The 12,167-nt window shown below is 60.3% G+C and carries 9 protein-coding genes; 1 reads left to right on the top strand and 8 read right to left on the bottom strand.

Features of this window, described 5'->3' with window-relative positions; translation table 11 throughout:
• The first annotated feature begins 14 nt into the window (after positions 1-14).
• Entirely contained in the window at positions 15-842 is an 828-nt protein-coding gene (locus tag ACFQZG_RS03685) for an AraC family transcriptional regulator (RefSeq protein WP_378150043.1), read from the top strand.
• Between the two features lie 3 nt (positions 843-845).
• Here the strand turns inward: ACFQZG_RS03685 and ACFQZG_RS03690 are convergent, their stop codons facing one another.
• From ACFQZG_RS03690 to ACFQZG_RS03725, 8 genes are all read right to left on the bottom strand, one after another.
• Positions 846-1,574, bottom strand: coding sequence for a DUF1361 domain-containing protein (locus ACFQZG_RS03690; RefSeq protein WP_378150044.1), 729 nt, complete (start codon positions 1,572-1,574; stop codon positions 846-848).
• A 25-nt stretch (positions 1,575-1,599) separates the two neighbouring features.
• Positions 1,600-2,583: an aldo/keto reductase gene (locus ACFQZG_RS03695; RefSeq protein WP_378150045.1), complete on the bottom strand. Its 984-nt coding sequence runs from the start codon at positions 2,581-2,583 to the stop codon at positions 1,600-1,602.
• A gap of 157 nt (positions 2,584-2,740) precedes the next feature.
• Complete coding sequence (locus ACFQZG_RS03700) at positions 2,741-4,708, bottom strand: glycoside hydrolase family 15 protein (RefSeq protein WP_378150047.1); 1,968 nt, start codon at positions 4,706-4,708, stop codon at positions 2,741-2,743.
• Between the two features lie 19 nt (positions 4,709-4,727).
• The gene (glgA, locus tag ACFQZG_RS03705) at positions 4,728-6,158 is read right to left on the bottom strand and encodes a glycogen synthase GlgA (protein WP_378150049.1); all 1,431 of its coding nucleotides are present in this window, start codon (positions 6,156-6,158) and stop codon (positions 4,728-4,730) included.
• A 59-nt stretch (positions 6,159-6,217) separates the two neighbouring features.
• A complete protein-coding gene (glgD, locus tag ACFQZG_RS03710; RefSeq protein WP_378150050.1) occupies positions 6,218-7,330 on the bottom strand; it encodes a glucose-1-phosphate adenylyltransferase subunit GlgD in 1,113 nt (370 codons plus the stop codon).
• The gene (locus tag ACFQZG_RS03715) at positions 7,327-8,487 is read right to left on the bottom strand and encodes a glucose-1-phosphate adenylyltransferase (RefSeq protein WP_378150052.1); all 1,161 of its coding nucleotides are present in this window, start codon (positions 8,485-8,487) and stop codon (positions 7,327-7,329) included. Before ACFQZG_RS03715 ends, glgD begins: the two co-directional genes overlap by 4 nt.
• A 52-nt stretch (positions 8,488-8,539) precedes the next feature.
• Positions 8,540-10,450: a 1,4-alpha-glucan branching protein GlgB gene (gene glgB / locus ACFQZG_RS03720; protein ID WP_378150054.1), complete on the bottom strand. Its 1,911-nt coding sequence runs from the start codon at positions 10,448-10,450 to the stop codon at positions 8,540-8,542.
• A gap of 411 nt (positions 10,451-10,861) precedes the next feature.
• Positions 10,862-12,145 carry a methyl-accepting chemotaxis protein gene (locus ACFQZG_RS03725; RefSeq protein ID WP_378150056.1) on the bottom strand — a complete coding sequence of 428 codons (1,284 nt, stop codon included), beginning with the start codon at positions 12,143-12,145 and terminating at the stop codon, positions 10,862-10,864.
• Between the last annotated feature and the right edge of the window lie 22 nt (positions 12,146-12,167).

Consider the following 12,167-nt stretch of genomic DNA (forward strand, 5'->3'; position numbering starts at 1 on the left):
GGAGGTTGACGCTTATGCTTCGCCGCTTCGTCGCCCCGACCGCCGACCCGCTGCCGCTGCAGATCGAGACAATCGGACTCAACTTAGATCAAGAGTCCATCAACCGACCGGACGGCTACCCCTGTTACCATTGGCTGCAGACGCTCGAAGGCGAAGGAGAGCTCCGTGCGCTCGGCGCGACATGGAGACTTCCCGAGCGAACGGGTTTCTTGCTCTACCCCAATATTCCCCATTCCTATCAAGCGAAATCCGCCCGGTGGCGAACCGCCTACCTGACGTTCGCGGGCAGCTTGACCGATCAGTGCGCGGCGACGTTGTTCGGCGCATCGCCAGACAAGTTCCAATGGGAGCAATCAGACGACATCATGGCCGGACAGCTGCTCCGGATGCTGGAGCTCGCCGAGTCGGGCGAAGATCCGTCCGGCTGGAACAACTCCGCGGAGCTATACCGGTTCCTGACGCTGCTCAAGACGAACGCCGCGAACAACCAGCTCCCCTCCCTCTCGAAGCGATTGGAGCGGGTACGGCGGCTGCTCGTCTGGCTGGACAAAGAATACGCCAACCCCGACGTGGGGTTGGCGGAGATGGCGCAGCGGCTGCAGATCGGCACGCGGCAGTTGAACGAGCGATTCAAGGAATCGTTCGGACAGTCCGCATACGCCTACTTGATTCAATTGCGATTGCGCAAGGCGAAGGAATGGCTGCCGGCCAGGCCCGAGATGTCCGTCCGCCAGATCGGCGAAGCCGTCGGGTTCCGCGACGCGAGCCACTTCATCGCGACGTTCCGGCAGAAGGAAGGCATGACGCCCGAGAAATACAGGAGGCTGTACGGATCGTCCTAATCGCTAGGACGATAACGTGCGCGAAGCGTCTCCGCGTCCGCGGGAGGCAATGGCATAGAGAGAGACGTAGACGATCAGGATCAACATGCCGAACAAGACGGAGAAGGCGAACGAACGGAAGTGAATGGCGTCGACGACGTCGCGCACGATCCGGCCGGGATGCAGGACGTCCCAGCTATTGAGGCGCACGATTCGGCCGAGATAGACGCCGAAGCCGCTTAGCATGGCGCTCGCGAACACGAACGCCCAGCCCGTCGCGGAAGTCCAGTAGTGGCGGACGATGGCGTGAATCTGGTTCATCGAGACGTACCCTAGCAGCAGTCCGCACCACGTGAACAGAAAGTATAGCACCAAGTCGTACCAGAGAAGCAGCCCGTCGACCTCCGACCGATCGAACCGGCTCGTGAAGATCAGGTGGATGAAATCCGTCATTAAGTACGGCGCGTTCGGGAACAGCAGCAACCATGCGACGGCGAAGACGATGACGCCGACGGCGAGCGCGGCCCCGCTGGCGACGCGCGCCCAGACGAGCGCGGCCATCGAGCATGCGAGCGGAAGCCACGCGAGGAACAAGTTCCAGATGAGAAACCGGTAATTCGGATAATCGACCTGCGTCTCCCGGAACGAAATCAAGAGCGCGCACAACACCGACGTCGCGGCAAGGACGTAGAACAACGGGTCTACGATCGCTCGCCCGACGGCGGGCGGGTTCGGCTTGCTTGCGCCGCCCATATCGATCAACTCCTCGCTTCGGGGATTAATACGAACCGCGGATATGCGCATGCACTTCGTCATCGTAGAACGCGCGCAATCTCGCGAGCTCCGGCTCCGAGAACGGCCGGACGCCTTGCGCGGCGAGGTTCTGCTCCACTTGGCGAACGTTCTTGAAGCCCGGGATGACGCACGTAATGGCGGGATGGTCGAGAATCCAGCGCAACGACGCCTCGGTCATACCGTCTCGTCCTTCGGCGATCCATTCCAACTCGCGCGATAACGAGACGCCCTTCTCGAACGGCAAACCCGCGAACGTCTCGCCGACGTTGAACGATTCGCCGTTCCGATTGAAGTTGCGATGATCGCCCGCCTCGAAAGCCGCGCCCTCCGAGAACTTGCCCGTCAGCAGTCCGCTGGCCAACGGCAGCCGAGCGAGCAAACCGACTTGGCGCGCTTGCGCTTGCGGCAGCAATTCCGCGACCGGCTTCTGGCGGAACAGGTTAAATATGATCTGAAGCGCCTGCACGCCCGGATACTCGAGGCATAGCAGCCCCTCCTCCGCCGATTCGACGCTGACTCCGTACGCGCGGATCTTGCCTTCGGCCTGCAGTCGATCCAGCACGTCGAACACGGCTCCGTCCCGCAGGATCGCGATCGGCGGGCAATGGATCTGGTACAGATCGATCGATTCGCGTTCCAACCGCTTCAAGCTTCCCTCGCAATACTCGCGCACTCTCTCCTCCGAATACGTCGCCGGATCGTGGATGTCGCCCGCGCGGCAGAACTTCGTGGCGATATGGACCCGATCCTCCTTGCCCTTGGTAGCGATCGCGAGCAGCCGCTCGCTGCGGCCGTCCCCGTATACATCGGCGGTGTCGAAGAAGTTCACGCCGTCGTCCATCGCCCGGTCAAGGGAGCGAAGCGATTCCCGTTCATCCGTCTGCCCCCACGAACCTCCGATGGCCCATGTTCCGAAGCTGATCTCGCTGACGTTCAATCCCGTCTTGCCTAGCGGACGATAGTTCATTAGCTGCAACTCTCCCTACGATAAGTAAGATGGTTCCAGTATATCAAACGGGACGGATAGTCGCGAATAAACGCCCCTGTCTCCATATATTCCTCGCAAGACAAGAGAGCCGCCTGGAGGCCGTCGCATTCGACGGCCTCCAGGCGGCTCTCGGGCATTATCCTTGCGAAGCGAGCTGCTCCAGCTTGCGAACGTACTTGCACACGAGCTGCACGTACGTCGCGTGCGACCAAGTGAGCGGGGCGACCGACAACGGCGTGCCGTTCTCCGGATGCACCTGCTCCGGCAAGTTGCCTCCGGGCAAGGCGAACGTGGCCACCTTCTCCAGCGTCCGGCGAGGCTCCGCCAAGTCTTCCGGGATACGCGCCGTATCGATCTGGAAGCTCGCGACCCATAGCGTGCAGATGATCCACGGGTTGCCCGGCACCTTGTCGATGTCGTCCGATTGGCGGAAGTAATAATCGTTCGTATACCGCGCGATGCCGCCGACGTCCGTCCGGATCCGAAGCCGCTCGGAGATCGCGTTCATCGTGCTCGCGACACGCTCGTCGTCCGCCGGCAGCACGCCGAATTCGAACAGGCCGAACAAGCTGCTCTCGACCGTCATATCCTTGACCCATTGGCCGTCCTGCCACGTCAATCCGCGCGCGAACCGCCCCGCCCCATCGTCCCACAGATGGGTAAGGATGCCTTGCTTGATCTGCTCCGCCACGTTGCGGTATTGGTCGCTTCGGTCATAATCGCCGAACAAGTCGGCGAAATACGCGGCCGCCATCAAGCCGCCGTAGACGGATGCGGCCGTGTACGTCCAGATGCCGTAACGCTCCTCCCACAGGTCGTAACTCGGCTTCGGCAGACCGAGGCCGCGCTCCATGTATTCGCACAGGAACGAGGCGGCCTTGCGCACGAGCGTATTGTACAGCGACTGCGGCAGCTCGATCTCTCCGTGGCGGGCGTAGTCTTTCCAGAGCGCGTACAGCACGAGCGCCGTCTCGTCCTCCTGGATCGGCAGTCGCGGCACGCCTTGCACGACGTACGGATGCCAGCTCGATCCGACCGTGCCGTCCGGATTGTACTTATGATGCAAGTAACCTTCAGGCGACAGGTTGCGTCCGCAAAAGTGGAAGAACGGGGCGATCATGCCATGATAGCCGGCGAGCGACATCGCGTCCGCGATAAGCGCGCCGTCGCGAGGCCACATGTAGCTATAGTGGTCGCGATTGTATTGCAGTATCTCCGTGTCGTTCGCCGCCAGGATCGCTCCGCGTTCGTCGATCTGCGTGCGCACGATAAGCAGGCTATGCTTGAACTGGCGCACGACGCTCGGCGGCAAATCCCCGTAACGTCCGCTGACGCGAGACAGCCAGTGGTTCCAATAGATGACGATGCGGCTGAGCAGCTTCTCCGGATGGCTCTCCTGCACGTATTGGTCGAGCCGTTTGACCTCTTCCATGTTCGCGCCGACGGACATCCAATAGTAGATCGTCCGCTCGTTTCCCGCGGGCACCGTCGTACGGAAGCTGATCGTGCTGTCGACCGAGCCTTGCGAGATCGAGTTGCCCATCAGTTCGCCGTCCTCGGCGTCGCGCCAAGTGCCTTCCGCCGAATGGAACCTCTTGATGCCGGTCGAATATTGATAGATGCCGTTCTGATCGGAGCGTCCGTTGAACATGAAATAGGACGATCTTTTATAATGGAACAGCGTCCGGTTCTCGGGATAGAACGCCGCGGTGTCTCCGACCTCGTTGCCGTCGATCATCAAGTCGTTGTGGAAGAACACGCGGACGTCCTTCGGCAAGTCGCCCAGGTTGCGGACGACGACGCGCTTCAGGTAGATGCATTCCCGTTGGTGGATGCCGTCGTTCAACTGCAGCTCCACGCCGAGCCTCTCATGCCTGGCGGTTACGTTCGTGACGAGCGAATCCTCGATGTAACCGAGTTCGATCTGCCACTCCGGATCGTCCAGCCAAGCGAACGCGCCGTTCGCCCATACGCCGAATCGGCAATGGTGGCCGTTGACGTGGTTCTGCTGCCCGACGTAAGGGAAATACACGTCCCGAATGTAGCAGTTGCTATCCAAGTTGACTAAGAGCTTGCCGTTCCCGATGACCAGATGACGCGCCATGTATGTCCCTCTCCTCTCTCTATTCCCCGATGAGCTCCCTATACAACTTGTCGTACAAGCGCGCGGAAGATGTCCAGCCGTAGTCCCGCGCCGCTCCGTTGGCAACGATCTTCTCCCAATGCCCGGCGTCGCCGTAGAACCGCAACGCCCGCTTCACGGTGTAGAGCAAGTCGTGCGCGCTGGCCGGTCCGAAGGAGAATCCGTTCCCTTCCCCTGTATATTCGTTATACGATTGCACGGTGTCTTTGAGCCCTCCGGTCTCTCGCACGACCGGCACGGCGCGGTAACGCAGCGCGATCAGCTGGCTGAGCCCGCATGGCTCGAACCGGGACGGCATCAAGTAGAGATCCGAAGCCGCGTAGATTCGGCGGGCGAGCGCCTCGTTGAAGCCGTACCAGACGACGATTCGCCCCGGATACCGCTCCTGGGCGGCATGCAGCATCGATTCGATGCCCGGCTCCCCCGTCCCGAGAATGACGAGCTGCACCTTCTCCTTCATGATGTCGGGCAGCGCTTCCGCGATCAGGTCGAAGCCCTTCTGACGAGTCAGTCTGGAGACGATGCCGACGAGAGGCACCTTCTCGTCGATGACGAGGCTTAGCTCGCGTTGCAGCGCCGTCTTGTTCTTCCGCTTCTCGGCCATCGAGTCCGCATACGGGAACGCCAGATGCGGGTCCGTCGCCGGATCGTACACCTCGGTGTCGATCCCGTTCAAGATGCCCCACAAGTCGCCGGCGCGCTGGCGAATGACGCCGTCCAGCTTCTCGCCGTACTCTTGTCCTTGAATCTCGTGCGCGTACGTATAGCTCACCGTGGACAGCTTGTCCGCATAGCGCAAGCCCGCCTTCAAGCAACTCGCCCCGCCGTAGAACTCCAGTCCGTCCCGCGTGAACGCGTCGTCTCCGGCGGCGAGCAAGTCTTGCAGCAATTCCCTGGAGAAGACGCCCTGGAATTGCAGGTTGTGAATCGTGAACAACGTTCGGATATTCCGAAGACCCGGTTCGTTCGCGTACCGCGTCTTCAATAAGAAGGGAATAAGGCCCGTCTGCCAATCGTGGCAATGAATGATGTCCGGCAGCGTATCCAGATGCTTGATCGCCTCCAGCACCGCGAAGCTGAAGAACGCGAATCGTTCCGCTTCGTCGCCGTAGCCGTACAAGTACCCGCGCTTGAAATAAAACTCGTTATCCACGAGAAGGAACCGGACGCCGTCGACGTACGCTTCCTGCAAGCCGCAATATTGCCGGCGCCAGCCCAGCTGGACGTCCATGACGGCCAGCGTCGTCGTGCGATCTTGGATTTCCTTCGGAATTTCGCCGTACTTCGGCAGAATGACGGTAACGTCGACGCCGATCTCCGCAAGCGCTTTGGGAAGCGCGCCGACGACGTCGGCAAGCCCCCCCGTCTTGACGAGCGGCATCGCTTCCGATGCCGCGAACAACACTCTCATGTAGACACCCTCTTGTTCGTGGAAGTTGACGGGTTAGATCGAAGATTCGGATCGACCGATCAGATCACTTTGCGTTTGACGGCCAGGAACGGCATATCCGTCGCGCCTTTCAACTGCTGGTCGGGGCGGATCTCCACTTCCTTATCCAGAATGCAATTGTCCAGCGCGCCGTTCTCGCCGATGATTCCGTTCTGCATGACGATGCTGTTGCGCACCACGGCTCCTCGCGCGACTTTAACGCCGCGGAACAGGATGCTGTTCGTCACGGTGCCTTCGATATCGCAGCCGTTCGCGACGAGAGAGTGGCTGACGTCGGCGCCGGACCGATAATGGGTCGGCGGTTCGTCCTTGACCTTCGTGTAGATCGCGCCCGGTCGGAAGAACAGCTCGCGCCATACTTCCGGCTGCAGCAACTCCATGCTGTGGCGGTAGTACGCGGCGATGTTATTGACGACGCCAAGCACTCCGTCGTGCATGTACGCGTTCACGTGCAGCTGGCCGAGCCGCGATAGGATCGCGTGCCTCACGAAGTGGTCGCGTCCTTGCGCGAGCGAAGTCTCGACGAGATCGACGAGCAGCTCCTTGCTCAGCACGTACATCTCCATCGACACGACGTCGCTCGCGAGCCTGCCGAAGTGGTCCTGCATCTCGACGATGCGGCCGAATTCGTTCACCTTAGCCTTGCGAGCGAGACCCGGGATGCCGTCCGGCTCCCGCTTGCAGACGACCGTAATGTCCGATCCGGACTCGCGATGCTGCTCGAGCACTTTGGCGAAGTCGACGTTGCACACCATATGGCTTCTCGCGATGACGACGTATTCCGCCGGGCTGCGCGCGAAGTAATCCCGGTTGCGATAGAAGTGGTACAGATCGCCTTTGCCGAAGTCGGTCTGGTCCTCGAGCGCCGGCGGCAGCACGAACAATCCGCTCCGCTTGCGGTGAAGATCCCAGTTGCTGCCCGAGCCGAGGTGGTCGATGAGCGAACGGTACTTCGTATGCGCGAACACGGCGACGCGCGGAATGCCCGAGTTGACCATGGAAGAGAGCACGAAGTCGATCAGCCGATACCGCCCTCCGAACGGCACCGTCGCCAGGCACCGGTTCGCCGTCAGCGAACCCATCTCGTCAGCTTCGTGAATCAGATTAATGACGCCCATCATCGGCAGCTTCATACCGGTTCGACCTCCTGCAATTCGACTTTGATCGTCTCTCCGTTGCCGACGACGGCTATCTCCTCCGCGTCCAGCGACCCGACTTGGCATCCGTCTTCCACGACTGCCCCTTCGCCGACGATGGCGCGGATGATTCTGGCGTTCTTGCCGATGACGGCCCCAGGCATAAGAACCGAATCTTCGATGACGCTGCCTTCTCCGACCTGTACGCCCGGGAACAAGACCGAGCGGTTCACGTCGCCTTCGACGAAGCACCCTTCGTTAATGAGCGCGCCTTGCACCCTGGCGGTCGGCGCGATATATTGCGCGGGCTGGTTCGGGCTCGCCGTGAAAATGCGCCAAGAACTGTCGTTCAATTGCAGTTGCGGCCGGTCTTCGAGTAAATCCATGTTCGATTCCCACAGGCTGTCGATCGTGCCCACGTCTTTCCAATAACCTTCGAACCGGTGCGAGTACATGCGCGCGCCTTCCGCGAGCAACGTCGGGATGATGTCCTTGCCGAAGTCGTTCGAGGAATTGCGTTCGGCCTCGTCGCGGACGAGCGCGTCCTTCAGCACTTGCCAAGAGAACATGTAGACGCCCATCGACGCGAGATTGCTCGTCGGCTTCTTCGGCTTCTCCGCGAATTCGACGATTCTCCCTTCGTCGTCCACGCTGAGGATGCCGAACCGGCTCGCTTCCGCCCACGGCACGCTGATGACCGCGATCGTGGCGTCCGCGCGATTCCGCTTATGCGATTCCAGCAACAGATCGTAATCCATTTTATAGATGTGATCGCCCGAGATGATCAGGACGTACTCCGGATCATAGCGTTCGATGAATCCGATGTTCTGATAGATCGCGTTCGCCGTGCCTTTATACCAGGTGCCGCCCTTCTGACGGACGTACGGCGGTAGAACGTGCATGCCGCCTTCCCTGCGGTCAAGCCCCCAAGGCGTGCCGATGCCGAGATGCTGCGTCAGCACGAGCGGTTGATATTGCGTCAATACGCCTACCGTTTCGATCCCCGAATGGGCGCAGTTGCTTAACGTAAAGTCGATAATGCGGTATTTGCCGCCGAACGGCACGGCCGGTTTGGCCAAGTCTTTCGTCAGGACGCCGAGACGACGGCCTTCGCCGCCCGCCAGCAGCATCGCGATGCATTCGTTTTTGCGCATGGACTTCACTCCTCCCCTAAAATAAATGCAATTTTGCAGGCATCACAGGCTGTTAGCTGTCTGTTTCTGACTTCCACATTTGCAAGGAAAGCGAAGGTACGGGAACGACGATGCTATAAGGCTTGCCGTGCATCGGCACGGCTTCGGTTTCCGTCCGCGAAGGCAAAGCCTGGCCGGATCCTCCGTAGCCGCGATCGTCGCTGTTCATTGTCAAGCGATAACCGCCAGGCACCGTAACGCCGATTCTGTAGGTCGGATGAGCATGTCTGGAGAAGTTGCATACGGCGACGGTAGGCGCATTGTCGGTCTTGCCCGTTCTTTGGAAAATCAGCATGCACTGCTCGGCGTTGTTCACGTCGATCCACTCGAACCCCGCGCCGTCGTGATCGCGACCCCACAGCGCTTCGTCTCTCGCGTAGGCGGCGTTCAAGTCTCTGACGTACCGGTGCATGCTTTCATGAAGCGGATATTGCAGCACGGGCCAATCGAGGCCCTCAGCGTCCTTCCATTCGTCGAATTGGCCGAATTCGCCGCCCATGAAGAGCAGCTTTTTGCCGGGATGCGCGATCCAATAGCCGTAGAACAGCCGCAGGTTCGCGAATTTCTCCTCGTAGGAGCCGGGCATCTTGTTCAGGAGCGAGCGTTTGCCGTGAACGACTTCGTCGTGCGACAGGGGCAATACGTAATTTTCGGAAAAGGCGTACAACAGCGAGAAGGTCGTCAAGGAGTGCTTGGAGGGTCTATGCGACGGATCGGTCTCCATGTAACGGAGCATGTCGTTCATCCAGCCCATGTTCCACTTGTAATTAAATCCGAGGCCTCCGGCGTACGTAGGCGACGTCACTTGCGGGTAGGAGGATGAATCTTCGGCCATCATCAGGGTGTCGGGGTAATAATGGAAGACGGTTTCGTTCAGCTTGCGCAAAAAGGTTAACGCTTCGATATGCTCGGTTCCGCCGTATTTGTTATAGGTAAACATGTCGGCCGGCTTATCGAAGTGCAGATCGATCATGCTGGCGACGGCATCGACGCGCAAGCCGTCGATATGGTAGACGTCAAGCCAGAACAGCGCGTTCGAGAGCAGGAAGCTGAGCACTTCCGGTTTGCCGAAATCGAAGGCGAGCGTTCCCCAGAGCGGCTTCTCCGCGCGCCTGGCGTCCGCGTCTTCGTACTGCGGCGTTCCGTCGAACAGCCGCAGGCCGTGGTCGTCCTTGCAGAAGTGGCCGGGAACCCAGTCGAGCAGCACGCCGATGCCCGCTTGGTGGCAACGGTCGACGAGCAGTTGAAGTCCTTCCGGCGGACCGTACCGGCTCGTTGCCGCGTAATAACCCGTCGCTTGGTAACCCCACGATTGGTCCAGCGGATGCTCCGTCAGCGGAAGCAGCTCGATGTGCGTGTACCCCATCGACTTGACGTAATCGACGAGTTCGTCCGACAACGTCTCGTACGTGCGGAATTGCTCGGGAGCATCCATGCGCCAAGAGGCGAGATGCACTTCGTAGACGAGCATCGGCCGGTCGTAAGGCGGGCGTTCGCGCTTGCGGAGCATCCACCTTTCGTCCTGCCATTCGTGACGGTCCAAGGAGGCGACGATTGACGCCGTGTTTGGACGAAGTTCGCTGCGTACGGCGTGCGGATCGGACTTCAGCGTCAGTAGTCCGCTGGCGTTCTCGATCGCGTACTTGTAACGGGCGCCTTCGGTCAAGTCCGGCACGAAGCCGCACCAGACGCCCGTCGTGGCGACCCGCTCCAGCGGGAAGCCCGTGCCGCCGGAGGCCCATCCGTTAAAGTCGCCCACAACGGACACCGCCTTGGCGTTCGGCGCCCATACGGCGAATCTGACGCCGGATCGGCCGTCGTAGCTCATCCGATGAGCCCCGAACGTCCGATAGGCGCGGAACAGCTGCCCGGTGTTGAACAAGTACAGGTCCTCGGTCGATAGCAAAGCCGGCGGAGCCTGCATGCGGATTCACCTCCCGAAAGTAGGCTTGGAACGAGCAGAGCGACGCATCTTGCGTTTACATGGCGATTACAAACGTTAACTACATGTTAATATTGCTTACAATTCACACGAAACTTACACATATTATAGCGAATATTATGAAAACTTTCACCCCATTTTCAAAAAAGTCGCAAGAAAGTTCGTGACGAAATCGCCACGACCCGACCAATATATGCGGTTAAAATTGCGCTTATAACAGATTAGCAAATATTTAACAGACATGCGAGCATAAAATAGCGCCATTTCCGCCCGTTCACGTCATATTCGCGAACATTCTCGGTCATTCGACGCGTTTCGTTCGGAATCGCGGTGAAAATAAGCAAAAAGCCCTCCCGCAGGAAGGCTTCAACACCATTCGCCAAGCGCCGCGGGCTATGCGCCCTTCACGACGAAGACCCCGACTTGCTTGCGAAGCGCCGCCGAGCTCGACTTGAGCGATTCGGACGTCGCCGATATTTCCTCCATGACCGCCGTCTGCTGCTGGCCGGCCGCGAATACGGCTTGCGCGCCGCTCCGGATCGTCGTCGTCGCGGCGGCCATCGCCTGCGCCTCGCGAAGCGCGAGCTCGACTTGCTCGCCTTGCTGCGCGAGTTGGTTCGAGATCGCCTCCACGCGGCCGTTCACGCGGGCGACCTCCTTGGTGACGACGCGCAGCGCCGATGCCGAAATCTCCCCGTTCTCCGCTTCGCGCTCGGTCAGCTCCCGTTGCTCCGACATCCGCTGGGCGGCCAGCTCGGCCTGATGCTGGATGCGCTCGATCAGCTTGCGAATGTCTTTGACCGCGGTTCCGCTCTGCTCGGCGAGCGTCTTGACCGCTTGCGCCACGACGCCGAACCCTTTGCCCTCTTCGCCCGCCCTGGCCGCTTCGATAGAAGCGTTGAGCGCGAGCAAGTTCGTCTGCTCCGCGAATTCGGCGACGACGTTCGTGATCGAGCCGATGCGAGCCGCGTGCGCGTTCAGCTCCGACACGATGCCGAACGAATCGCGGTTCAGCTCGGCCAGCCGCCGCATTCCGTCGATCAACGACCGGATGACCGCTTCGCCGCTCTCGACCGATTCCGTCATCGTCCGCGTAATGGTTCTCGTCTCCTGCGCTTCCTCGGCGATTTCCTTGGCGACGTCCGTCATCGTCCGCACCGAACCGAATAAGTGGTCGGCGGAATCCGATTGGCGTTCGGTCTTCTCCGAGATCAGGTTCGCTTCCTCCGTCATGCTCATAATATGGCTCGTCGCCTGATCGATCGCTCCCTGAAGCTCGCCCGCGTAAGCGTCCGTCGCCCGCGAATGGTCGGCGACTTTCGCGATCATGGCCCGAAGCTGCCCGATCATCTCCGCGAACGCCCGGTTGAGCGCCTGCATCTCGTCGTCGGACCCCGTCGCGGTTACCGATACTTGCAAGTTGCCGCTCGCCGCTTCGCGCGCCGCGGTCGTCAACGCCAGCAGCGGCTTGACGAACCATCTCGCCGCGAGGTAGCCAAGGAAGCCCGTCCAGCATATGCCGAGCGCGAGCGTCAGCAGGGCGAACGCGCCGTCCGGCATGATCGACAGCTTGTCCTTCAAGATCAATAAGCAGAACGCGCTCGTCGCGTATGTCACCGTCGATACCCCTATAATTCCGATTACCATTTTTTGCACGATTCCCAGCTTCAAGGTCATGACACCCGCTCCTTTGGCCTGT

It is taken from the genome of Cohnella sp. GCM10027633, from assembly GCF_042675445.1.
Taxonomy (GTDB): domain Bacteria; phylum Bacillota; class Bacilli; order Paenibacillales; family Paenibacillaceae; genus Cohnella.

Excerpts from the sequence above, each read along its gene's own strand:
- ACFQZG_RS03725 (WP_378150056.1), bottom strand. The coding sequence starts at position 12,145 with ATGACCTTGAAGCTGGGAATCGTGCAAAAAATGGTAATCGGAATTATA.
- ACFQZG_RS03715 (WP_378150052.1), bottom strand. The coding sequence starts at position 8,487 with ATGCGCAAAAACGAATGCATCGCGATGCTGCTGGCGGGCGGCGAAGGC.
- ACFQZG_RS03685 (WP_378150043.1), top strand. The coding sequence starts at position 15 with ATGCTTCGCCGCTTCGTCGCCCCGACCGCCGACCCGCTGCCGCTGCAG.
- ACFQZG_RS03695 (WP_378150045.1), bottom strand. The coding sequence starts at position 2,583 with ATGAACTATCGTCCGCTAGGCAAGACGGGATTGAACGTCAGCGAGATC.
- glgD (WP_378150050.1), bottom strand. The coding sequence starts at position 7,330 with ATGAAGCTGCCGATGATGGGCGTCATTAATCTGATTCACGAAGCTGAC.
- glgB (WP_378150054.1), bottom strand. The coding sequence starts at position 10,450 with ATGCAGGCTCCGCCGGCTTTGCTATCGACCGAGGACCTGTACTTGTTC.
- ACFQZG_RS03690 (WP_378150044.1), bottom strand. The coding sequence starts at position 1,574 with ATGGGCGGCGCAAGCAAGCCGAACCCGCCCGCCGTCGGGCGAGCGATC.
- ACFQZG_RS03700 (WP_378150047.1), bottom strand. The coding sequence starts at position 4,708 with ATGGCGCGTCATCTGGTCATCGGGAACGGCAAGCTCTTAGTCAACTTG.
- glgA (WP_378150049.1), bottom strand. The coding sequence starts at position 6,158 with ATGAGAGTGTTGTTCGCGGCATCGGAAGCGATGCCGCTCGTCAAGACG.